This is a genomic window from Delftia tsuruhatensis NBRC 16741, from assembly GCF_001571325.1.
Taxonomy (GTDB): domain Bacteria; phylum Pseudomonadota; class Gammaproteobacteria; order Burkholderiales; family Burkholderiaceae_C; genus Comamonas; species Comamonas tsuruhatensis.
In genome coordinates, this window is the sequence record NZ_BCTO01000012.1 from 62148 (window position 1) to 83334 (window position 21187).

Here is a 21187-nt window from a genome sequence, read left to right on the forward strand (position 1 = left end):
CTGCCAGTTGTTGTCGAACGGCAACGAGAAGAAACACAATGTATCTTCGGTGATTGTAGGCAACCGCCTACAGTCAGGGGACAAGAGACTTGGGCATTGTGCCCAATCGCACAGGGTTTAAAGCCGAAAAAAGCGCCATGTCCCGGGCCAGGACATGGCGCTTTTTGTGTTGGCTCAAGCCGGCGGTGCTCAGGCGGCCAGCAGGATGCGCAGCATGCGGCGCAGCGGCTCGGCGGCGCCCCACAGCAGTTGGTCGCCGATCACGAAGGCCGACAGGTATTCGGGGCCCATGTTCAGCTTGCGCACGCGGCCCACGCCGACTTCCAGGCCGCCGGTGATGGCGGCGGGCGTCAGTTCCTTGACGGTGATGGCGCGTTCATTGGGCACCCACTTCACCCAGGGGTTGCCGGACTTGATGATGGCTTCCAGCTCCTGCAGGGGCAGGTCCTTCTTGAGCTTGAGGGTCAGCGCCAGGCTGTGGCAGCGCATGGCGCCGATGCGCACGCACAGGCCGTCGACGGGAATGGTCTGCTCCGTGCCCAGGATCTTGTTGACCTCGGCCTGGCCCTTCCACTCTTCCTTGGACTGGCCGTTGTCCAGCTGTGCGTCGATCCAGGGGATCAGGCCGCCAGCCAGAGGCGCGCCGAAGAATTCGGTGGGCACATCGGTGCGGATGGTCTGAGCCACCTTGCGGTCGATATCCAGGATGGCGGAGGCGGGCGTGGCCAGCTCGTCGGCCACGGCCGCATGCACCACGCCCATGCCCTTGAGCAGTTCGCGCATGTGGTTGGCGCCGCCACCGGAGGCTGCCTGGTAGGTCATGGAGCTGACCCATTCCACGAGACCGGCCTTGAACAGGCCGCCCAGCCCCATCAGCAGGATGGAGTTGGTGCAGTTGCCGCCAATCCAGTTCTTGCCGCCCGCGGCGAGCTTGGACTGGATCAGGCCTTCATTGACGGGGTCGAGCACGATGACGGCATCGCCTTCCATGCGCAGCGACGATGCGGCATCGATCCAGTGGCCGTTCCAGCCCGAGGCGCGCAGCTGGGGGAAGACTTCCTTGGTGTAGTCACCGCCCTGGCAGGTGATGATGATGTCGCACTTGGACAGCTCGGCAATGTCGTTGGCATTGCGCAGCTCGGTGTGGGTCTTCGCCATGGCCGGGGCCTTGCCGCCGGCGTTGGAGGTGGAGAAGAAAACGGGCTCGATCAGGTCGAAATCGCCCTCTGCCTGCATGCGGTCCATCAGCACGGAGCCGACCATGCCGCGCCAGCCCACCAGGCCTACCAATTGCTTGCTCATTTTTGAAACGCCCTTTCAGTGTGAAAACAGTGCTGGATCAAGACTGTTGTCGCCCGGCTCGTCTGGGCCAGGTGAGGGCGCACGACGAACCGGGCTGGGTCAGCCTTTGATTGTCGTAATGGTTGTGGATGTGATTGCGCGCACGGCCACACCAGCCTGGGCGGCGGGTGCAATGTTCAGCAGGAGGAACGGGCGGGCGGCAAACATAAGAGCAGTCATTCTAGCGAATACGCCAGGAAAGAGAATGTCTGTTTGATGAATATCTTCGTCGAAATGGCGAAAAGCAGACGTCTGTTTTGACGCTTTGCCTGGTTTTGGAAAATCCTGGCCAGGCAGGGCAGCCGCAAGCCCGGAGGCTCGCGGCTGTCGTGGACGTCAGGCCAGCGCGGCCACCACGGCATCGCCCATCTCGCGGGTGGAGACCTTGATCGTGCCTTCGCTGTGGATGTCGGCCGTGCGCAGGCCCTGGGCCAGGACCTTTTGCACGGCGGCTTCGATACGCTGTGCAGCAGCCTCCTGGTTCAGCGAGAAGCGCAGCATCATCGCAGCCGACAGGATGGTGGCCAGCGGATTGGCAATGCCCTTGCCCGCAATGTCGGGGGCCGAGCCATGGCTGGGCTCGTACAGACCCTGGCCCTTGGCGTTGAGCGAGGCGGAGGGCAGCATGCCGATGGAGCCGGTGAGCATGGAGGCTTCATCGGACAGGATGTCGCCAAACATATTGCCCGTGACCACCACGTCGAAGCGCTTGGGTTCCTTGACCAGCTGCATGGCGGCGTTGTCCACGTACATGTGGTCCAGTTGCACGTCGGGGTACTGCTGGCCTACCTCGGTGACCACGTCCTTCCAGAACTGGAAGGTTTCCAGCACGTTGGCCTTGTCCACGCTGGTCACGCGCTTGCTGCGCTTTTGCGCGGCCTGGAAGGCCACGTGGGCGATGCGCTCGATTTCGGGCTTGGAGTAGCGCATGGTGTCGAAGGCTTCCTCGGCGCCGGGGAAGTGGCCGTCAGTGGCCACGCGGCGGCCGCGCGGCTGGCCGAAGTAGATGTCGCCGGTCAGCTCGCGGATGATGAGGATGTCCAGGCCTGCGACCAGTTCGGGCTTGAGGCTGGAGGCATGGGTCAGCTCCGCATAGCAGATGGCCGGGCGGAAGTTGGCAAACAGACCCATGTGCTTGCGCAGGCCCAGGATGGCCTGCTCGGGGCGCAGCGGGCGGTCCAGCGTGTCGTACTTCCAGTCGCCCACGGCGCCGAACAGCACGGCGTCGGACTCCATGGCCAGCTTCAGCGTGGATTCGGGCAGCGGGTGGCCGGCAGCTTCGTAGGCAGCGCCGCCCACGGGGGCGGTCTGCATGTCGAAGTCCAGGCCCAGGGCGCCCAGCACCTTCACGGCTTCCGCAACGATTTCGGGGCCGATGCCATCACCGGGCAAGACTGCGATTTTCATGGTGTTCCTTTTGAGAGACTGTTCGGATGGTGGAAGGCCGCCGGCGGCTGGTTCAGCAACGCCTGCGGCCCATTGATGCGCGCAAGTGGAGATCGATCAGCGCTGCACCAGCGTGTGGGCCAGCCAGGGCTTGGTGGCCAGGCGCTCAGCCTCGTAGGCGCGGATCTTGTCGGCATGGCGCAGGGTCAGGCCGATGTCGTCAAAACCGTTGAGCAGGCAGTACTTGCGGAAGGCAATGACGTCGAAGGGGATCTCCTCGCCCTGCGGGCGCACGATCACCTGGCGGTCCAGGTCGATGGTCAGCTCGTAGCCGGGGAAGGCGGCGATCTCGTTGAACAGCATGTCGATCGTGGCTTCGGGCAGCACGATGGGCAGCAGGCCGTTCTTGAAGCAGTTGTTGAAGAAGATGTCGGCGAAGCTGGGTGCCAGGATGGCGCGAAAGCCGTACTGGTCCAGGGCCCAGGGCGCGTGCTCGCGGCTGGAGCCGCAGCCGAAGTTCTTGCGTGCGACCAGGATGGAGGCGCCCGCATAGCGCGGCTGATTGAGCACGAAGTCGGGGTTGGGCTTGCGCGAGGCCGGGTCCTGGCCGGGTTCGCCATGGTCCAGGTAGCGCCACTCGTCGAACAGGTTCACACCGAAGCCGGTCTTCTTGATCGACTTGAGGAACTGCTTGGGAATGATGGCGTCGGTGTCGACGTTTTCGCGGTCCATGGGGGCGACAAGGCCCTTGTGCACGGTGAATTGTTGCATGGCAGTATCGAATTCAGGGTTCAGCGGGCGGCGCGTTCGATGGCGCTGCCCGCGCTTTGCACGTCCTGGCCAATGCCCTTGACGGTATTGCAGGCGGCCAGGGTGAAGGCCAGGCCGATCAGGAGGATCGAGAAGGAAGGCTTCATGGTGTGCTGGCGGGGCAGTTGCGGGTTCAGGAGAATCTGCGGATGTCCACGAAGTGGCCGTGGATGGCCGCGGCAGCGGCCATGGCGGGGCTCACCAGGTGGGTGCGTCCGCCCGCGCCCTGGCGGCCTTCGAAGTTGCGGTTGCTGGTGGAGGCGCAGCGCTCGCCGGGCTCCAGGCGGTCGGCGTTCATGGCCAGGCACATGGAGCAGCCGGGTTCGCGCCATTCAAAGCCTGCCGCCTTGAAGATCTGGTCCAGGCCTTCGCGCTCGGCCTGCTCCTTGACCAGGCCCGATCCGGGCACCACCATGGCCAGCTTGATGTTGCGTGCCACCTTCTGGCCCAGCTTCTTGACCACGGCGGCGGCTTCGCGCATGTCTTCGATGCGGCTGTTGGTGCACGAGCCGATGAAGACCTTGTCCACGAAGATGTCGTCGATGGCCTTGCCGGGTTCCAGCGCCATGTAGGTCAGCGCGCGCTCGATGGCTCCGCGCTTGCTGGCATCCTTTTCCTTGTCGGGATCGGGCACGCGGGCATCCACGCCCAGCACCATTTCGGGCGAGGTGCCCCAGGTGACCTGCGGCACGATCTCGCTGGCCTGCAGCTCGACCACGCGGTCGAACTTCGCATCGGCATCGGAGTGCAGCGTCTTCCAGTAGGCGACGGCGGCGTCCCATTCGGCGCCGGTGGGGGCCAGAGGGCGGCCCTTGACGTACTGGATGGTCTTATCGTCCACGGCCACTAGGCCGGCGCGTGCGCCGCCTTCGATGGCCATGTTGCAGACCGTCATGCGGCCTTCCATGCTCAGGTCGCGGATGGCCTCGCCTGCGAACTCGATGGTGTAGCCCGTGCCGCCGGCCGTGCCGATCTTGCCGATGATGGCCAGCACGATGTCCTTGGCCGTGATGCCGGGCGCCGCCTTGCCGCTGACGTTGATCAGCATGTTCTTGGCCTTCTTGGCCAGCAGGGTCTGGGTGGCCATCACGTGCTCGACCTCGGAGGTGCCGATGCCGTGGGCCAGTGCGCCGAAGGCGCCATGCGTGGACGTGTGGCTGTCGCCGCAGACCACGGTCATGCCGGGCAGGGTGGCGCCTTGCTCGGGACCCATGACGTGGACGATGCCCTGGCCCTTGTCCATGAAGGGAAAGAAGGCCGCAGAGCCGAACTCGCCGATGTTGGTGTTCAGCGTAGTGATCTGTTCCTTGCTGATGGGGTCGGCAATGCCGTCATAGCCGCGCTCCCAGCCGTCGGTGGGTGTGTTGTGGTCGGCCGTGGCCACCACGGAGCTGATGCGCCACAGCTTGCGACCGGCCATGCGCAGGCCTTCGAAGGCCTGGGGGCTGGTGACTTCGTGCACCAGGTGGCGGTCGATGTAGAGGACGGCGGTGCCGTCATCCTCGGTGTGGATGACATGCTCGTCGAAGATCTTGTCGTAGAGGGTGCGTCCCATGGCGTTCTCGAATGGTTGGTGTCGTGGGGAAATTCTTGGATGTGCATCCGGCGGGCAAGGGGCCTTCAGGATGCGCTGGCCGGCGGGCTCAGGTGCTCCACCAGCAGGCGGGCCGTAACGGGTAGCGCGTCGAAGTCGCGCGCCACGATGCTCAGCTCGCGCCGTGCCCAGTCGTCGCTGAGCTCCAGGGCGCGCAGATGGCCCACGCCGTGCATGAGCTCGAAGGCGCGGTCGGGGATCAGTCCCACGCCCAGGCCGTTGTCGATCATGCGGCACATGGCATCCAGGCTGGTGACCTGGATGCGCTGGTGCAGCGCATGCCCGGCCTGGGCCGCAGCCGCACGCATGGCAAGGCTGATGGAGGAGCCGGCCTGCAGGCTGACGATGTCCCATTCGAGCACATCGGCAAAGGCCACGCTGTCGCTGTGCGCCAGCGCGTGCTGCTCGGGCACCACGACGACCAGCCGGTCCTCGCGGTAGGGGCGGTGCTGCAGCGCGGGAGTGGCCTGGCCATTGCCCAGCGGCATGTATGCCATGGAGCAGATGCCGATGTCGGCCGTGCCTTCCTGCACCGCCGCCAGCACGGCGGGGCTGAGCTGCTCCTGCAGGTCGATCTTGACCTGGCCATGCTTGCGCGCGAAGACGCCCAGGTCTTCCGGCAGGAACTGCACGATGGCCGACATATTGGCGTGGATGCGTACATGGCCGCGCACGCCATCGGCGTACTCGGACAGCTCGCCCTGCATGCGCTCCAGGCCATACAGCACGTTGCGCGCGTGGTGCAGCAGGCTTTCGCCGGCAGGAGTGAGTGTCACGCCACGGCTGTGGCGATACAGCAGGGCCGTGTCCACGGTGGCCTCGAGGTCGGACAGGCGCTTGCTCACCGCCGAAGCGGCGATGAACTCGCGCTCTGCCGCTCGTCCGATGCTGCCAAGTTCGCAGACAGCCACGAACAGCTGCAAGGAGGTAAGGTCTATGCGCCGTGCAAAACTGCGCTCTGAATTCTTCATGTGGTGGGGTTCAGGCTTCTCATTAGGAGAAGTTGAATGGATTTTCTCGCACAAGTCATCGATCTGTCATCTTCAAGCGCGATGTCTTTGGTGATGTCGTGCGATTTCATGGAGATGGGGGGCATGCCTCGTGGCGATGGCTGCGGGCAACCATGCCCGCCGGAACGCCGGTTGCATACTGAAAGAATTTGTCAATCTTTGCGCCAGTCGCCTGCATGGATTGCTGCAAAAATAAGAGCATATGAACGATCGATACCCGACGGGCCTGCGAGCCCTGCCTGCAGGCCTGTCATTGCTGCTGGCCGCAGCCCTGTCCTGCATGGCCGTCCCGGCGTCTGCCAAGCCGCAGCCACCGGCGAAGAACACGGCCAAGAGCGGCGCGAAGGCCCCCGCCAAGCCTGCGGCCAAGGCAGCTGCGAGGCCGACAGGCAAGACCGCCGTCAAATCCAAGGGCAAGCCGGCACCTGCCACCACCCGCAGCGCACCTGCCAAGGCGGCCGCCGCTGCAGGCGTGGTGGGCGGCGCTGCCGCAGCGGGGGCTGCAGCTGCAGCCGCAGGTGGCGGCGCGTCCAAGGGTGAGTCCGGCCTGAGCGCTGCCGAGCTTGCAGCGCTGCAGCAGCATGCCGAGCAGGGCGAGGCCAGCGCCCAGTACGCGCTGGGCTCGCTGTACAAGCGCGGCCAGGGCGTTGCCCTGGATGCGGAGACTGCCGCCCGGTGGTATGAGAAATCGGCCCAGCAAGGCTATGCGCCGGCTCAGTCCGACCTGGGTTTGATGTACGCCAATGGCCGTGGCGTGGTGCGCGACGATGCGCAGGCCGTGCAGTGGTATCGCAAGGCGGCCGAGCAGGGTGACGCCGTGGCACAGAACAACCTGGGCCTGATGCTGGCCGAGGGGCGCGGAGCCGCCAAGGATCCCGTCCAGGCCGTGCAATGGTTCCAGCGCTCGGCCGAACAGGGGGAGGCGGCCGGCCAGTACAGCCTGGGCGTGATGTATGCCACGGGCCGGGGCGTGGCCGAGGATGTGGCGCAGGCGCTGCGCTGGTTCGTGGCGGCGGCAGGCCAGGGCCATGTCGATGCGCAATTCAACGCCGGCATGCTCTATGCCGAGGGTGGCGTGGTCGATCGCGACATGGCGCAGGCCGCACACTGGCTGGAGAAGGCGGCCGAGCAGGGCAGTGCCGCAGCCCAGTCCAACCTGGGCGTTCTGTATGCCAATGGCCAGGGCGTGCCTGCCAGCGACAAGCAGGCCGCGCGCTGGCTGGAGCGTGCCGCCCAGCAGGGCGACGCGCTGGCGCAGTCCAATCTGGCCAGCCTCTATTCCTCGGGCAAGGGCGTGGAGCGCAGCCCGTCGCAGGCCTATTTCTGGATGCTGCTGGCAGCGGGCAAGGACAGCTCTCTGGCGGCCAAGCGCGACAGCATGGCCCAGCCGCTGAGCGCGGCAGAGCGCGCACGTGCGGAGCGGCAGGCGGCGGCCTGGAAGGCCAAACCCGCTCCCTGAGCCCTGTTGAGGATGCACCAATGAAAAACGCCTCGGAAGAGGCGTTTTTTTTGGGGGGCTCAGTGCTGCATCAGCTGAAGAAGCTCTTGAGCCTGTCGGTCCAGCTCTCGCCGCTGGGCGAATGCTTGGCGCCGCCCTTCTTGAGCGATTCCTCCAGCTCGCGCAGCAGCTTGCGCTGGTACTCGGTCAGCTTGACGGGCGTCTCGACCACGATGTGGCAGTACAGGTCACCGGGGTAGCTGGAGCGCACGCCCTTGATGCCCTTGCCGCGCAGGCGGAACTGCTTGCCGGCCTGGGTGCCTTCGGGGATGTCGATGGCCGCCTTGCCCGAGAGGGTGGGTACCTCGATCTCGCCACCCAGCGCCGCCGTGATGAAGCTCACGGGCACGTTGCAGTGCAGATCGTCGCCATCGCGCTCGAAGATGTCGTGGTCCTTGATGCGGATCTCGATGTAGAGATCGCCTGCAGGCCCGCCATTGGTGCCGGGTTCGCCATTGCCCGAGGAGCGGATGCGCATGCCGTCGTCGATGCCTGCGGGAATCTTCACTTCCAGCGTCTTCTGGCGCTTGACCTTGCCCTGGCCGCCGCAGCTGGTGCAGGGTTCGGGAATGATCTTGCCGGTGCCTCGGCAGTGCGGGCAGGTCTGCTGCACGCTGAAGAAGCCCTGGCGCATCTGCACGCTGCCCATGCCGTTGCAGGTGGTGCAGGTCTTGGCGCTGGTGCCGGGCTTGGCGCCGCTGCCGTGGCAGGTGTCGCAGCTGTCCCAGCTGGGGATACGTATCTGCGCATCCTTGCCGTGGGCCGCCTCTTCCAGCGTGATCTCCATGGCATAGCTGAGGTCGTTGCCACGGTAGACCTGGCGGCCGCCACCTGCGCCGCCGCGCCGCCCGCCCTGGTTGAACATGTCGCCGAAGATGTCGCCAAAGGCCTCGGCAAAGCCGCCAAAGCCTTCCGCGCCGCCGCCCATGCCGCGGTTGGGGTCCACGCCTGCGTGGCCGTACTGATCGTAGGCCGCGCGTTTGTTGCTGTCGGAGAGCATCTCGTAGGCCTCCTTGGCCTCCTTGAATTTCTCTTCCGCCTCGCGTGCGGCATCCCCCTGGTTGCGGTCAGGGTGGTACTTCATCGCCAGCTTGCGATAAGCCTTCTTGATGTCGTCGTCCGAGGCGTTCTTGGCAACGCCGAGGACCTCGTAAAAATCGCGTTTGGACATGGTGTTTGCTAGCCAGTCAGTGAGAACAGGAACGCCGCGTCAGCCCCTTGGCAGGGCCGAGCGCGGCGGCAAGCGGTCGTCAAGGGACCACGCGCTGGGTTCAGTCCTTCTTGACTTCCTTGACTTCGGCGTCGACGACGTTGTCGTCAGCGGCTGCAGCACCGGCCGAGGCGCCTGCAGCACCGGCGGCTGCTGCGGCGGCGGCTGCCTCGGGGGCGCCCGCTGCCTGTGCATCGGCGTACATCTTCTCGCCGAGCTTCTGGCTGACCGTCATCAGCGCCGTGGTCTTGGCGTCGATGGCGTCCTTGTCCTCGCCCTTGAGCGCTTCTTCCAGGTCCTTGACGGCGCTCTCGATGGCGGTCTTCTCGCCAGCGTCGAGCTTGTCGCCATGCTCGCCCAGGCTCTTCTTGACGCTGTGCACGGCAGCTTCGCCCTGGTTGCGGGCCTGGACCAGTTCCAGCTTCTTCTTGTCGTCGGCGGCGTTCAGCTCGGCGTCCTTGACCATCTTCTGGATCTCTTCCTCGGACAGGCCGGAGTTCGCCTTGATGGTGATCTTGTTTTCCTTGCCCGATGCCTTGTCCTTGGCGGACACGTTCAGGATGCCGTTGGCGTCGATGTCAAAGGCCACTTCGATCTGGGGCACGCCACGCGCGGCCGGCGGGATGCCTTCGAGGTTGAACTCGCCCAGCATCTTGTTGCCCGAAGCCATTTCGCGCTCGCCCTGGAACACCTTGATCGTCACGGCAGGCTGGTTGTCGTCGGCCGTCGAGAAGGTCTGTGCGAACTTCGTCGGGATGGTGGTGTTCTTGGTGATCATCTTGGTCATCACGCCACCCAGCGTCTCGATGCCCAGCGACAGCGGTGTCACGTCCAGCAGCAGCACGTCCTTGCGGTCACCCGACAGAACCTGGCCCTGCACGGCGGCGCCCACGGCCACGGCTTCGTCGGGGTTCACGTCCTTGCGGGGATCCTTGCCGAAGAATTCCTTGACCTTTTCCTGCACCTTGGGCATGCGGGTCATGCCGCCGACCAGGATGACGTCATCGATGTCGGACACGGACACGCCTGCGTCCTTGATGGCCGTGCGGCAGGGCGCAATGGTGCGCTCGATCAGGTCCTCGACCAGGCTTTCCAGCTTGGCGCGGGTCAGCTTGATGTTCAGGTGCTTGGGACCCGAGGCATCGGCCGTGATGTAGGGCAGGTTGATGTCGGTCTGGGCCGAGTTCGACAGCTCGATCTTGGCCTTCTCGGCGGCTTCCTTCAGGCGCTGCAGCGCCAGCACGTCCTTGGACAGATCGACGCCCTGTTCCTTCTTGAACTCGGTGATGATGTAGTCGATGATGCGCTGGTCGAAGTCTTCGCCGCCCAGGAAGGTGTCGCCGTTGGTCGACAGCACTTCGAACTGCTTTTCGCCGTCCACATCGGCGATTTCGATGATGGACACGTCGAAGGTGCCGCCGCCCAGGTCATACACGGCGATCTTGCGGTCGCCCTTGTCGGTCTTGTCCAGGCCGAAGGCCAGGGCCGCCGCCGTGGGTTCGTTGATGATGCGCTTGACTTCCAGGCCGGCGATGCGGCCGGCGTCCTTGGTGGCCTGGCGCTGGGCGTCGTTGAAGTAAGCGGGCACGGTGATCACGGCCTCGGTCACGGGCTCGCCCAGGTAGTCCTCGGCGGTCTTCTTCATCTTGCGCAGCACTTCGGCGGAAATCTGCGGCGGGGCCAGCTTCTGGCCGCGCACTTCCACCCAGGCGTCGCCGTTGTCGGCGCGCGAGATGGTGTAGGGCATCAGGTCGATGTCCTTTTGCACTTCCTTCTCGTCGAACTTGCGGCCGATCAGGCGCTTGGCGGCATAGATGGTGTTGCGGGGGTTGGTGACCGCCTGGCGCTTGGCCGAGGCGCCGACGAGGATCTCGCCGTCTTCCTGGTACGCAATGATCGACGGCGTGGTGCGCGCACCTTCGCTGTTCTCGATCACGCGCGTGGTGTTGCCGTCCATGATGGCCACGCAGCTATTGGTGGTGCCCAGGTCAATACCGATGATTTTTCCCATTTTGAGTTCTCTCCGCGTTCTGTGAAATGTTTGAATGACTGCTAACTTGTGGCCGGCTCGCGCAGCTTCAAGGGGCTTGTCCCCTTTTTTGTCAGTGCTGCCGTGAGTGCCCGCTTACTGGGGCTGGGCCACGGTCACGAGGGCCGGGCGCAGGATGCGGTCGGCGATCAGGTAGCCCTTTTGCAGCACCGACACCACGGTGTTGGCTTCCTGCTGTGCAGGCACCATGCTGATCGCCTGGTGCAGGTTGGGGTCGAATTTCTCGCCGGCAGCCGGATTGATGGTCACGACCTTGTTGCGTTCAAGGGCCGAGGTCAGCTGGCGCAGCGTGGCGTCGGCGCCTTCGCGCAGCTGTTCCGGCGTGGCCTGTTGAATGGCCAGGGCGGCATCCAGGCTGTCGCAGACAGGCAGAAGGCTTTCGGCAAAGCTCTCGATGCCGAATTTGCGCGCCTTGGAGACTTCGTCTTCCGCGCGGCGGCGCACATTCTCGGCCTCGGCCTTGGCGCGCAGGAACTGGTCTGCCAGCTCGGCGCTCTTGGCCTTGAGTTCGGCCAGCTCGGCCTGCAGGCGCTGCAGCTCGTCAGCTGCATTGGCCGCCATGGCGGCTTCGATTTCTTCCGGGGCTGCGTCTTGCAAGGGGTTGGAGTTTTGTTCAGACATGGATAGAGACTTCAGCTACAAAACAAAGCGGTCGCCAGACTGGAGGCCAGGCGATTGCACGATCTTGAATCGAGATGCGAGCGGATCGGTGTATTTTCAAGGGCTTTGTGCATGTGCATCCGCGCGGCAGAGGTACACGGTGAGGGCAAAAGCCGGGCGACGGGGCAAAAGCCCCACACAGATCCGGGGTCTCGGGCAGTGCGAAGTGTACAGATGGAAGAGGGCTGCGCTAGAATCCAATGCTTTGCCTTGCCGCACCGCTACAAGACGCAGTGGGCGGCGTTTTCCCAAAAGGAGTCGATATGCGTCATTACGAAATCGTTTTGTTGATCCACCCGGATCAGAGCGAGCAGGTTCCCGCCATGCTGGAACGCTACAAGGGCATGATCACCGCTGGCGGTGGCAAGGTCCATCGCGAAGAAGACTGGGGCCGTCGCCAACTGGCTTACATGATCAACAAGCTCGCCAAGGCCCACTACCTGTGCCTGAACATCGAAGCCGACCAGGCTGTGATGGCTGAGCTGGAGCATGCCTTCAAGTTCAACGATGCCGTGCTGCGTCACCTGACGGTTCAGAAGAAGAAGGCCGATACGGCTCCTTCCTCGATGATGAAGACCGTCGAGCGTGAAGAGGCCCGCAAGGCCAGCCAGACCGAACAGGCCTGAGCCCAGCCCTGTCAGAACCTGAAGGAGTGGAGAACCACGTTGTACTGACGGCCGCCATCGCAGAGCTTCAAGCACTGCGCTACACGCCGGCAGGGCTGCCAGCCCTTGAACTGCGACTCGAGCATGCGTCGCGGCAGAAAGAGGCGGGAGGCGAGCGCAGCGTGACGGCATCTGTCAAGGCGGTGGCCTTTGGCGCGCTGGCTGAAAAGCTGGCCCGCCAGGCGCTCGGCAGCCAGTGGAAGTTCCAAGGCTTCCTGGCAACGCCCCGCAACGGCAAATTGCTGGTTCTTCACATCCAGGACATTCAACAAAACTAATTTTCAAGAGGTCCAGAAATGGCCACGTTCAAGAAATTCAACAAGGACAAGCGCCCCAAGCGCAACACGCAGTCGCTGCTGTTCAAGCGCAAGCGCTTCTGCCGCTTCACCGTCGCCGGCGTCGAAGAAATCGACTACAAGGATGTGGACACCCTGCGTGACTTCATCGGTGAAAACGGCAAGATCGTCCCCGCTCGCCTGACCGGCACGCGCGCCATCTACCAGCGTCAGTTGAACACTGCCATCAAGCGCGCCCGCTTCCTGGCTCTGGTTCCTTACTCTGACCAGCACAAGATCTAAGGAATACAACCCATGCAAGTCATTCTGCTCGACAAGGTTGTGAACCTCGGTGGCCTCGGCGATATCGTCAAGGTCAAGGACGGCTACGCCCGCAACTTCCTGATCCCCACGGGCGCTGCCCGTCGCGCCACGGCTTCCGCCAAGGCCGAGTTCGAAGCCAAGCGCGCCGAACTGGAAAAGCAAGCGGCTGAAAAGCTGGCTGCTGCCCAGCAACTGGGCGAAAAGCTCAACGGCGTGAACGTCAAGCTGACCCAGAAGGCTGGCGTTGACGGCCGCCTGTTCGGTTCGGTGACCAATGCCGACATCGCCGAAGAACTGACCAAGGCCGGCTTCGCCGTTGCCAAGTCGCAAGTTCGCCTGGTCAACGGTCCCATCAAGACCGTGGGCGACGCCACCGTGGTCGTGGCACTGCACACCGACGTCAGCGTCGAAGTGTCGGTGTCGGTCTACGGCGACCACTCCTGATCCGAGGCTTGTCCCGTATCACCAAAAAGCCGCCTTCGGGCGGCTTTTTGCTTTGCCGCGCCCGGGTGATGACGCCGGGTGGCGCGGCCTTTTGCCAGCCGCTACGATGGCGGGCTCATCTCCAGGAATTCCATGTCGTCCGTAATGCCCCCGCTCGATCTCGATGATGCGTTCGCACCGCTGCTGCCCGCTGGCGACCAGCAGGTCGCGCAGTTGCGCGTGCCGCCGCATTCGATGGAGTCCGAGTCCAGCGTGCTGGGTGGCCTGCTTCTGGACAACAGTGCCTGGGACCGCGTGGGCGATCTGCTGGTGGATGGTGATTTCTACCGCCATGAGCACAAGCTGATTTACGAGGCCATCGGCAAGCTGATCAATGCCAGCAAGCCGGCCGACGTGATCACGGTGTACGAGCATTTGCAGGGCATGGGCAAGGCCGAGGAAATTGGCGGCCTGCTGTACCTGAACCAGCTGGCGCAGTACGTGCCCAGTGCCACCAACATCCGGCGCTACGCGGAGATCGTGCGCGAGCGCTCCATCCTGCGCAAGCTGGTGACGGCCAGTGATGACATCGCCACCAATGCCTTCAATCCGCAGGGCAAGACGGTGGACCGCATCCTTGACGAGGCCGAGCAGAAGATCCTGGCCATCGGTGAGGAGGGGGCGCGCAACAAGCAGGGCTTCCAGTCGCTCGACACGCTGGTGGTGGACCTGCTGGACCGTGTCCAGGAGATGGCCGACAACCCCATGGACGTGACCGGCGTGCCCACGGGCTTTGTCGATCTGGACCGCATGACCAGTGGCCTGCAGGCTGGCGACCTGGTGGTGCTGGCCGCACGCCCCTCGATGGGCAAGACCTCGTTTGCGGTGAATATCGCCGAGCACGTGGCGCTCAACGAAGGCCTGCCGGTCGCCATTTTCTCCATGGAAATGGGCGCAGCCCAGCTGGCGGTGCGTATCGTCGGCTCCATCGGCCGCGTCAACCAGGGCAATCTGCGCACGGGCAAGCTCAACGATGACGAGTGGCCGCGCCTGACGGAGGCCATCGAGCGGCTGCGCACGGTGTCCCTGCACATCGACGAGACACCGGGCCTGTCCCCCACGGAGCTGCGCGCCAATGCGCGGCGCCTGGCGCGCACCTGTGGCAAGCTGGGCCTGATCGTGGTGGACTATCTGCAGCTGATGAGCGGCTCGGGTTCGGCCGCCAGTTCCGACAACCGTGCGACCGAGCTGGGCGAGATTTCGCGAGGCTTGAAGATGCTGGCCAAGGAGTTGCAGTGCCCGGTGATTGCCCTGTCCCAGCTCAACCGTTCGGTGGAGCAGCGCACCGACAAGCGCCCCATGATGTCCGACCTGCGCGAATCGGGCGCCATCGAGCAGGATGCCGACATCATCATGTTCATCTACCGCGATGACTACTACAACAAGGACAGCAAGGAGCCCAACATCGCCGAAGTCATCATCGGCAAGCAGCGTAACGGCCCGACCGGCACGGTCAAGCTGTTCTTCCAGAAAAACCAGACGCGCTTCGAGAACCTGGCCGTGGGCTACGGTGGTGGCGACGAGTACTGATTGCAGCGCTTGGCTTTCAGGCTTTCCATGAAAAACGGCCCCGAGGGGCCGTTTGGTTTTTTTGCAGTGGGCGGTCTATGTACGCCAGGCATGGATCAGCAGGCCTGCCACGCAGGCTCCGAGGATGGCGCAGGCCCAGGCCAGCCGCTGGGCGCCCGTGCGCAGCGCACCCACGGTGGCCACGATCTGGGCATTCTGCTCGGCCAGCTTCTCGATCAGTTCCAGCGACTGGCGCTGTGACTGCTCCAGCTGCGTGATGCGGGCTTCCTGGGCCTGGATCAGCAGCAGAGCCTGTTCGCCAGCCGAGCGCGGAGCTGCCAGCGGCTCGCCGGCTGCAGCCGGCGGCTCGCCGACCGCCTGCTCCGCATCCTTTTTGCGCAGCAGGCTCTTGGCTGCCTTGACGACCTGGGGGGTGGCCTCGATGACATCGCCCCAGGGCACCAGCTTCAGCGCCGTGATCCAGCTGATCGCCATGGCTTACAGCACCTCGCTGGCGAAGTCGGCCAGGCGCGAGCGTTCGCCGCGCGCCAGCGTGATGTGGCCGCTGTGGGGCCAGCCCTTGAAGCGGTCCACGGCGTAGGTCAGTCCCGACGATCCCTCGGTCAGGTAGGGCGTGTCGATCTGCGCCAGATTGCCCATGCAGATGATCTTGGTGCCGGGGCCGGCGCGCGTGATCAGGGTCTTCATCTGCTTGGGCGTCAGGTTCTGGGCCTCGTCGATGATGACGTACTTGTTCAGGAAGGTGCGGCCGCGCATGAAGTTCATGCTCTTGATCTTGATGCGGCTGCGGATCAGCTCGTTGGTGGCGGCGCGGCCCCATTCGCCGGCATTGCCGCCATCGCCCTTGGCCAGGAATTCGAGGTTGTCGTCGAGGGCGCCCATCCAGGGGCCCATCTTCTCTTCCTCGGTGCCGGGCAGGAAGCCGATGTCCTCGCCCACGCTGACCGTGGCGCGCGTCATGATGATCTCGGTGTAGCGGCGGTCGTCCAGCACCTGGGACAGGCCGGCGGCCAGGGCCAGCAGGGTCTTGCCCGTGCCGGCCGTGCCGGTCAGCGTGACCAGGTCGATGTCCGGGTTCATCAACAGGTTCATCGCGAAGTTCTGTTCGCGGTTGCGCGCCGTGACGCCCCAGACGGCGTACTTGGGATTGCCGAAGTCCTTGAGCGTCTTGAGCACGGCCGTCTTGTCGCGGATCTCGGTCACGCGCATGAACAGGCTGGGCTCGCCCGGTGCCTCGTGGTAGACGAACTGGTTGATCATCAGCTGGTCGACGATGGCGCCGCTGATGCGGTAGTAGGTGATGGCGCCTTCCTGCCAGCTTTCGACGTTCTTGCCGGCCTTGGCCCAGAAGTCCTGGGGCAGGGCCAGGGCGCCTGCGTACAGCAGGTCGCCGTCGTCCAGTACCTTGTCGTTCTGGTAGTCCTCGGCCGCAAGGCCCAGGGCGCGTGCCTTGACGCGCATGTTGATGTCCTTGGACACCAGCACGACTTCACGCTCGCTGAACTTCTTGCGCAGCGCGGCGACCACGCCCAGGATCTGGTTGTCCGCCTTGCCTTGGGGCAGGCTGTCGGGCAACGAGGTCTCCAGCGGTTCCGTCTGGAAATACAGCATGCCGGTGGCGCTGCGCTGGCCCGTGGCATTCAGCGGCAGGCCCTTGTCCAGCGTCTCGGAGGGCTGGGAGGCGACCAGTGAATCCAGCGTGCGGCTGACCTGGCGGCCGTTGCGCGCCACTTCGGTCATGCCCTTCTTGTGGCCGTCGAGCTCTTCCAGCACCACCATGGGCAGGAAGATGTCGTGCTCCTCGAAGCGGAACAGGCTGGTCGGGTCGTGCAGCAGCACGTTGGTGTCGAGCACGAACAGCGTCTTCGGGCCTGTGCGCGTGCGGCGTGGGCGAACCGGCGCTGCCAGCAGTGCTGCCGGCTTGGCTTCCGTGGCCGACCTGTTGGCCGACCGGGCGCTGGACGGCGCTGCCGTTGCGTTGGAATTGTCGGTTGCGCGGCGCTGCCGATGGGCCGGGGCTGCAGTCGCGGGTGCAGGAGCCGGTGATGCGGCCTTGGTGTTGCGGCCGCGCGCCGGTGCGGGCTTTGCGGCTGTGGTGTTGGAGGCGGAGGCCGGGGCCGGGGCCGGTTTGCGCTTGCGTGGCGCGGCGGCAGCTACGGCCTCGACTGCATCGGGAAGATCGTCAGCGGGCAGGGGGTCTGCGTGCTGGGCACCGCGCACGGGAAGAAAGGCTTCGGGGGAGAGCTTGGCGGCACGGCGGCCGGGTGCGGGGGGCAGGGGCATGGTGGACGAACCGTTCCTCAACAAGGATCAAAAAGCACAAAGCCGCCTGGAAACCGAGGCGGCTTTGGAGGGGTGACAGGGAAAAGCGTCTTTGCTAAGAGGCATTGCCCCATTATGCATAGGCGGACGGCCTGAATATGTCGGCCGGCACTCTGTCACCTGTCGGATTGTTGCTATCAGGCAGCCTGCTTCAATGCCTTCAGGGTCTTGACAGCCTTGAGGACCTCGTCAACGTGTCCGGGAACCTTTAGGCCGCGCCATTCCTGCACCAGCAGGCCATCGGCTCCGACCAGGAAGGTGGAGCGCTCGATGCCCTTCACCTTCTTGCCGTACATGATCTTGTTCTTGACCACGCCGAACATGTGGCACATCTTCTCTTCCGTATCGGCGATCAGCTCGAACGGCAGTTCCAGCTTTTCCTTGAAGTCGTCGTGCGACTTCATGTTGTCGCGCGAGACGCCAAACACGGTGGCGCCAGCTTTCACGAAGTCCTTGTACTTGTCGCGGAACTGCATGGCTTCGGTGGTGCAGCCAGGCGTATTGTCCTTGGGGTAGAAATACAGGATCAGAATCTGGCCCGTGTGGGAGGTGTTGGTCACCTTGATCCCGCCGGTAGCGTTGGCTTCAAATTCGGGAAGGGGTTTGTTGACAACGATCGCCATGCGCTTATATCTCTCGGGTGTAGTCGTTGAAATGCCGAGGGCCGTGTTTGTGTTTTTGCTTTTATCGGAAATGCCCCCAACCGCAACCTGCAATTTTACCCTGAAAACGGAATTTCTCCCAATCAGGGGGGCAGGAGTCTACTCCAAGAGTAGGGCCGCGACGACGTTACGGCCTTCGCTGGCAAGGATGTTGTAGGTGCGACACGCGGCCTGCGTATCCATGCTTTCCAGGCCGATGCGTCGGGCCATGAGCGGGCGCAGCCAGGCCGCTGGCGGGAAGCGGTTGCGCTGGCCGCTGCCCAGGATGATGACCTCTGCATCCAGCTGGGACAGGGCCTCGAAATGCTCAGGCGTCAGGTCTTCGAAGCGGGCACAGTCCCAGGCCTGGCGCAGGCCTTTGGCGCCGACAAGCAGGCTGTGTTCGAACTTTTCCCGGTCCACGGCGACCCAGCCGGGGCCATAGCCCGTGATGCTCTGTGCTTCGGATTTGTCGGCGTGGAATTTCATGGATGAGGGTGGCGCGGTCTGCGCGATGGGGGTGGCCGCCACATGGGTCGGGGCCAGGGCGATGCTGCATTGCGGAACTGTGGTCAAATTATAGGTTTCACCAGGGTGCATGGGGCACTTTGGCGTGCATGAAGGCCGCAAGCCCGCGCCGGCCACTTTCATATTCTCAGCATGAAAACCGTTCTCAAATCCGCAAAACTAGCCAACGTCTGTTATGACATCCGCGGGCCCATCATGGACGCGGCCAAGAAGATGGAAGAGGACGGCCAGAAGATCATCAAGCTCAATATCGGCAATCTGGCCGTGTTCGGCTTCGACGCTCCTGAGGAAGTGCAGCAGGACATGATCCGCAACCTGCCCAATTCGGCAGGCTACTCGGACAGCAAGGGCATCTTCGCGGCGCGCAAGGCCGTGATGCACGAGACCCAGCGCCAGGGCATCCTGGGCGTGACGCTGGACGATATCTACCTGGGCAATGGCGCATCCGAGCTGATCAGCCTGGCCACGAACGCGCTGCTGGACGACGGCGACGAGATGCTGCTGCCGGCGCCAGACTATCCGCTGTGGACCGCCGTGACCAGCCTGTCCGGCGGCACGCCCGTGCACTATATGTGCGACGAGTCCAACGGCTGGATGCCCGACCTGGACGACATCCGCGCCAAGATCACGCCGCGCACCAAGGGCATCGTCGTCATCAACCCCAACAATCCGACAGGTGCCCTGTACAGCAAGCAGCTGCTGCAAAGCATCGTGGCGCTGGCCCGCGAGCATGGCCTGGTGATCTTCGCCGACGAGGTCTATGACAAGGTGCTCTACGACGACGTCGTGCATACGCCGCTGGCCAGCCTGTCCACCGATGTGCTGACGCTGACCTTCAACTCGCTGTCCAAGGCCTATCGCAGCTGCGGCTACCGCGCCGGCTGGATGGTGGTCTCGGGCGACAAGAAGGCGGCCAAGGACTATATCGAGGGCCTGAACATGCTCTCCAACATGCGCCTGTGCGCCAATGTGCCCGGCCAATGGGCCGTGCAGACGGCGCTGGGCGGGCATCAGAGCATCGACGAGCTGGTGCAGGAAGGCGGCCGGCTGCGCGTGCAGCGCGACCTGGCCTACCAACTGATCACCGAAATCCCCGGCGTGAGCTGCGTCAAGCCGCAGGCCGCGCTGTACATGTTCCCGCGCCTGGACCCCGAGATCTACCCGATCAAGGATGACCAGGCGTTCTTCCTGGAAGTGCTGCAGGAGACCAAGGTCATGCTGGTGCAGGGAACAGGCTTCAACTGGCCGCACCCCGACCATTTCCGCATCGTCTTCCTGCCGCACGACACCGACCTGCGCGAGGCCATCCGCCGCCTGGCCGTGTTCCTCGAGAAGTACCGCAAGCGCCACGGCACGGACCGCGGCTGAGCTGTGCGGGGGCCGGCGGGGGAGAGGGCCTTGCGCCGACCATCGCTTTTTACCGGCTGCCGGCGCGCACCCTCTGGGCGCCGCAGCATTTTTTGACTGGCAAGTAGTTTATGAAACCGATCCAAGTAGGCCTTCTGGGCATTGGCACCGTGGGCAGCGGCACCTTCAACGTGCTGCAGCGCAACCAGGAAGAGATCCGCCGCCGCGCGGGCCGCGGTATTGAGATTGCCATGGTGGCCGACCTGGATACGGAACGCGCACGCTCCGTCGTGGGCGACACGGCCAAGGTGGTCGGCGATGCGCGCGAGATCATCGCCAACCCCGAGATCGACGTGGTGATCGAGCTGATCGGCGGCTACGGCATTGCCAAGGCCCTGGTGCTGGAGGCCATTGCCGCCGGCAAGCATGTGGTCACGGCCAACAAGGCCCTGCTGGCCGTGCATGGCAGCGAAATCTTCAAGGCCGCCGCCGAGAAGGGCGTGATGGTGGCCTACGAAGCGGCGGTGGCCGGTGGCATTCCCATCATCAAGGCGCTGCGCGAAGGCCTGACGGCCAACCAGATCCAGTGGGTGGCCGGCATCATCAACGGCACGACCAACTTCATCCTGTCCGAGATGCGCGACAAGGGCCTGGACTTCGACGTGGTGCTCAAGGAGGCCCAGCGCCTGGGCTATGCCGAAGCCGATCCGACCTTCGACATCGAAGGCGTGGACGCCGCCCACAAGGTCACGCTGATGAGCGCCATCGCCTTCGGCATTCCCGTGCAGTTCGACAAGGCGCATGTGGAAGGCATCACCAAGCTGTCTGCGGCCGACATCAAGTACGCCGAGCAACTGGGCTACCGCATCAAGCTGCTGGGCATCACCAAGCGCACGGACAAGGGCATCGAGCTGCGCGTGCACCCCAGCCTGGTGCCGACCAAGCGCCTGATCGCCAACGTGGAAGGCGCGATGAACGCCGTCGTCGTCCATGGCGACGCCGTGGGCACGACGCTGTACTACGGCAAGGGCGCGGGCTCCGAGCCCACGGCCAGCGCCGTGATTGCCGACCTGGTGGACATTGCCCGCCTGCACACGGCCGACCCCGAGCACCGCGTGCCCCCGCTGGCCTTCCAGTCGAACACGCTGGTCGCCGCAGGTGGCGAGCTGCCCGTGCTGCCCATGAGCGAGGTGGTCACCAGCTACTACCTGCGCATCCGCGTGGCCGACGAAGCCGGCGTGCTGGCCAAGATCACCAGCATCCTCGCCGGTGCCGGCATCAGCATCGATGCCTTGCTGCAGCGCGAGGCTGGCGAGGTGAGCGGCGACAGCGAAGGCAGCCAGGGCGTGCCGCAGACCGACCTGATCATCCTGACCCACGCCACGCGCGAAGGCGACATGGATGCTGCCCTGGCGCAGATCCAGCAGTTGCCCACGGTGCTGGCCCCTATCAACCGCATCCGCAAGGAAGAGTTGAACTAAGACACCCCCTGAGCGGCTGCGCCGCTTCCCCC

21 protein-coding genes are annotated in these 21187 nt (G+C 64.4%); 8 read left to right on the plus strand and 13 right to left on the minus strand.

What is annotated here, in order from left to right; genetic code table 11:
* Positions 1-189: 189 nt before the first annotated feature.
* From asd to DTS01S_RS05250, 6 genes are all read right to left on the minus strand, one after another.
* Entirely contained in the window at positions 190-1302 is a 1113-nt protein-coding gene (gene asd, locus DTS01S_RS05225; RefSeq protein WP_016447765.1) for an aspartate-semialdehyde dehydrogenase, read from the minus strand.
* Between the two features lie 375 nt (positions 1303-1677).
* Positions 1678-2748, minus strand: a complete 1071-nt coding sequence (gene leuB / locus DTS01S_RS05230) for a 3-isopropylmalate dehydrogenase (RefSeq protein ID WP_017405353.1) — start codon at positions 2746-2748, stop codon at positions 1678-1680.
* Between the two features lie 96 nt (positions 2749-2844).
* Complete coding sequence (leuD, locus tag DTS01S_RS05235; protein ID WP_016447763.1) at positions 2845-3498, minus strand: 3-isopropylmalate dehydratase small subunit; 654 nt, start codon at positions 3496-3498, stop codon at positions 2845-2847.
* Between the two features lie 20 nt (positions 3499-3518).
* Complete coding sequence (locus DTS01S_RS05240; RefSeq protein WP_012207035.1) at positions 3519-3644, minus strand: entericidin A/B family lipoprotein; 126 nt, start codon at positions 3642-3644, stop codon at positions 3519-3521.
* Positions 3645-3670: 26 nt separating this feature from the next.
* Positions 3671-5092, minus strand: coding sequence for a 3-isopropylmalate dehydratase large subunit (gene leuC / locus DTS01S_RS05245; RefSeq protein WP_016447762.1), 1422 nt, complete (start codon positions 5090-5092; stop codon positions 3671-3673).
* Between the two features lie 65 nt (positions 5093-5157).
* Positions 5158-6102 carry a LysR substrate-binding domain-containing protein gene (locus DTS01S_RS05250; RefSeq protein ID WP_016447761.1) on the minus strand — a complete coding sequence of 315 codons (945 nt, stop codon included), beginning with the start codon at positions 6100-6102 and terminating at the stop codon, positions 5158-5160.
* A 241-nt stretch (positions 6103-6343) separates the two neighbouring features.
* On the opposite strand from DTS01S_RS05250, the gene DTS01S_RS05255 reads away from it, so the two are divergent.
* A complete protein-coding gene (locus tag DTS01S_RS05255) occupies positions 6344-7600 on the plus strand; it encodes a tetratricopeptide repeat protein (RefSeq protein WP_223275145.1) in 1257 nt (418 codons plus the stop codon).
* A 70-nt stretch (positions 7601-7670) separates the two neighbouring features.
* Here DTS01S_RS05255 and dnaJ read toward each other — a convergent pair whose 3' ends face one another.
* From dnaJ to grpE, 3 genes are all read right to left on the minus strand, one after another.
* On the minus strand, positions 7671-8810 hold the full coding sequence (gene dnaJ / locus DTS01S_RS05260; RefSeq protein WP_017405356.1) for a molecular chaperone DnaJ: 1140 nt from the start codon (positions 8808-8810) through the stop codon (positions 7671-7673).
* Between the two features lie 100 nt (positions 8811-8910).
* Positions 8911-10860, minus strand: coding sequence for a molecular chaperone DnaK (dnaK, locus tag DTS01S_RS05265; RefSeq protein WP_016447758.1), 1950 nt, complete (start codon positions 10858-10860; stop codon positions 8911-8913).
* Positions 10861-10974: 114 nt separating this feature from the next.
* Positions 10975-11520, minus strand: coding sequence for a nucleotide exchange factor GrpE (gene grpE, locus DTS01S_RS05270; protein WP_016447757.1), 546 nt, complete (start codon positions 11518-11520; stop codon positions 10975-10977).
* A 302-nt stretch (positions 11521-11822) separates the two neighbouring features.
* Here grpE and rpsF point away from each other — a divergent pair, with 302 nt between their 5' ends.
* The 5 genes from rpsF (at position 11823) to dnaB (ending at position 14836) form a co-directional block, all read left to right on the plus strand.
* Positions 11823-12185, plus strand: a complete 363-nt coding sequence (gene rpsF / locus DTS01S_RS05275) for a 30S ribosomal protein S6 (protein ID WP_012207028.1) — start codon at positions 11823-11825, stop codon at positions 12183-12185.
* A 26-nt stretch (positions 12186-12211) separates the two neighbouring features.
* Positions 12212-12502 (plus strand): primosomal replication protein N, encoded by a 291-nt coding sequence (gene priB, locus DTS01S_RS05280; RefSeq protein ID WP_017405358.1) that lies wholly within the window; start codon positions 12212-12214, stop codon positions 12500-12502.
* Between the two features lie 18 nt (positions 12503-12520).
* Positions 12521-12802 carry a 30S ribosomal protein S18 gene (gene rpsR, locus DTS01S_RS05285; protein WP_012207026.1) on the plus strand — a complete coding sequence of 94 codons (282 nt, stop codon included), beginning with the start codon at positions 12521-12523 and terminating at the stop codon, positions 12800-12802.
* 12 nt (positions 12803-12814) lie between these two features.
* Positions 12815-13267 (plus strand): 50S ribosomal protein L9, encoded by a 453-nt coding sequence (gene rplI, locus DTS01S_RS05290; protein WP_016447755.1) that lies wholly within the window; start codon positions 12815-12817, stop codon positions 13265-13267.
* A 132-nt stretch (positions 13268-13399) separates the two neighbouring features.
* The gene (gene dnaB / locus DTS01S_RS05295) at positions 13400-14836 is read left to right on the plus strand and encodes a replicative DNA helicase (RefSeq protein ID WP_016447754.1); all 1437 of its coding nucleotides are present in this window, start codon (positions 13400-13402) and stop codon (positions 14834-14836) included.
* Positions 14837-14911: 75 nt separating this feature from the next.
* Here the strand turns inward: dnaB and DTS01S_RS05300 are convergent, their stop codons facing one another.
* The 4 genes from DTS01S_RS05300 to DTS01S_RS05315 all read right to left on the minus strand — a co-directional run bounded on the left by DTS01S_RS05300 (position 14912) and on the right by DTS01S_RS05315 (position 18288).
* A complete protein-coding gene (locus DTS01S_RS05300) occupies positions 14912-15310 on the minus strand; it encodes a hypothetical protein (protein WP_043789835.1) in 399 nt (132 codons plus the stop codon).
* Between the two features lie 3 nt (positions 15311-15313).
* The gene (locus DTS01S_RS05305; RefSeq protein WP_017407847.1) at positions 15314-17119 is read right to left on the minus strand and encodes a PhoH family protein; all 1806 of its coding nucleotides are present in this window, start codon (positions 17117-17119) and stop codon (positions 15314-15316) included.
* Between the two features lie 176 nt (positions 17120-17295).
* Positions 17296-17781 (minus strand): peroxiredoxin, encoded by a 486-nt coding sequence (locus DTS01S_RS05310; protein WP_012207021.1) that lies wholly within the window; start codon positions 17779-17781, stop codon positions 17296-17298.
* A gap of 138 nt (positions 17782-17919) precedes the next feature.
* Complete coding sequence (locus tag DTS01S_RS05315) at positions 17920-18288, minus strand: Mth938-like domain-containing protein (RefSeq protein WP_017407848.1); 369 nt, start codon at positions 18286-18288, stop codon at positions 17920-17922.
* Positions 18289-18459: 171 nt separating this feature from the next.
* Here DTS01S_RS05315 and DTS01S_RS05320 point away from each other — a divergent pair, with 171 nt between their 5' ends.
* Both DTS01S_RS05320 and DTS01S_RS05325 read left to right on the plus strand, forming a co-directional pair.
* Complete coding sequence (locus tag DTS01S_RS05320) at positions 18460-19695, plus strand: pyridoxal phosphate-dependent aminotransferase (protein WP_016447750.1); 1236 nt, start codon at positions 18460-18462, stop codon at positions 19693-19695.
* Positions 19696-19805: 110 nt separating this feature from the next.
* Positions 19806-21155, plus strand: a complete 1350-nt coding sequence (locus DTS01S_RS05325; protein ID WP_016447749.1) for a homoserine dehydrogenase — start codon at positions 19806-19808, stop codon at positions 21153-21155.
* The last annotated feature ends 32 nt before the right edge of the window (positions 21156-21187 follow it).

Excerpts from the sequence above, each read along its gene's own strand:
- asd (WP_016447765.1), bottom strand. The coding sequence starts at position 1,302 with ATGAGCAAGCAATTGGTAGGCCTGGTGGGCTGGCGCGGCATGGTCGGC.
- leuB (WP_017405353.1), bottom strand. The coding sequence starts at position 2,748 with ATGAAAATCGCAGTCTTGCCCGGTGATGGCATCGGCCCCGAAATCGTT.
- leuD (WP_016447763.1), bottom strand. The coding sequence starts at position 3,498 with ATGCAACAATTCACCGTGCACAAGGGCCTTGTCGCCCCCATGGACCGC.
- DTS01S_RS05240 (WP_012207035.1), bottom strand. The coding sequence starts at position 3,644 with ATGAAGCCTTCCTTCTCGATCCTCCTGATCGGCCTGGCCTTCACCCTG.
- leuC (WP_016447762.1), bottom strand. The coding sequence starts at position 5,092 with ATGGGACGCACCCTCTACGACAAGATCTTCGACGAGCATGTCATCCAC.
- DTS01S_RS05250 (WP_016447761.1), bottom strand. The coding sequence starts at position 6,102 with ATGAAGAATTCAGAGCGCAGTTTTGCACGGCGCATAGACCTTACCTCC.
- DTS01S_RS05255 (WP_223275145.1), top strand. The coding sequence starts at position 6,344 with ATGAACGATCGATACCCGACGGGCCTGCGAGCCCTGCCTGCAGGCCTG.
- dnaJ (WP_017405356.1), bottom strand. The coding sequence starts at position 8,810 with ATGTCCAAACGCGATTTTTACGAGGTCCTCGGCGTTGCCAAGAACGCC.
- dnaK (WP_016447758.1), bottom strand. The coding sequence starts at position 10,860 with ATGGGAAAAATCATCGGTATTGACCTGGGCACCACCAATAGCTGCGTG.
- grpE (WP_016447757.1), bottom strand. The coding sequence starts at position 11,520 with ATGTCTGAACAAAACTCCAACCCCTTGCAAGACGCAGCCCCGGAAGAA.
- rpsF (WP_012207028.1), top strand. The coding sequence starts at position 11,823 with ATGCGTCATTACGAAATCGTTTTGTTGATCCACCCGGATCAGAGCGAG.
- rpsR (WP_012207026.1), top strand. The coding sequence starts at position 12,521 with ATGGCCACGTTCAAGAAATTCAACAAGGACAAGCGCCCCAAGCGCAAC.
- rplI (WP_016447755.1), top strand. The coding sequence starts at position 12,815 with ATGCAAGTCATTCTGCTCGACAAGGTTGTGAACCTCGGTGGCCTCGGC.
- dnaB (WP_016447754.1), top strand. The coding sequence starts at position 13,400 with ATGTCGTCCGTAATGCCCCCGCTCGATCTCGATGATGCGTTCGCACCG.
- DTS01S_RS05300 (WP_043789835.1), bottom strand. The coding sequence starts at position 15,310 with ATGGCGATCAGCTGGATCACGGCGCTGAAGCTGGTGCCCTGGGGCGAT.
- DTS01S_RS05305 (WP_017407847.1), bottom strand. The coding sequence starts at position 17,119 with ATGCCCCTGCCCCCCGCACCCGGCCGCCGTGCCGCCAAGCTCTCCCCC.
- DTS01S_RS05310 (WP_012207021.1), bottom strand. The coding sequence starts at position 17,781 with ATGGCGATCGTTGTCAACAAACCCCTTCCCGAATTTGAAGCCAACGCT.
- DTS01S_RS05315 (WP_017407848.1), bottom strand. The coding sequence starts at position 18,288 with ATGAAATTCCACGCCGACAAATCCGAAGCACAGAGCATCACGGGCTAT.
- DTS01S_RS05320 (WP_016447750.1), top strand. The coding sequence starts at position 18,460 with ATGAAAACCGTTCTCAAATCCGCAAAACTAGCCAACGTCTGTTATGAC.
- DTS01S_RS05325 (WP_016447749.1), top strand. The coding sequence starts at position 19,806 with ATGAAACCGATCCAAGTAGGCCTTCTGGGCATTGGCACCGTGGGCAGC.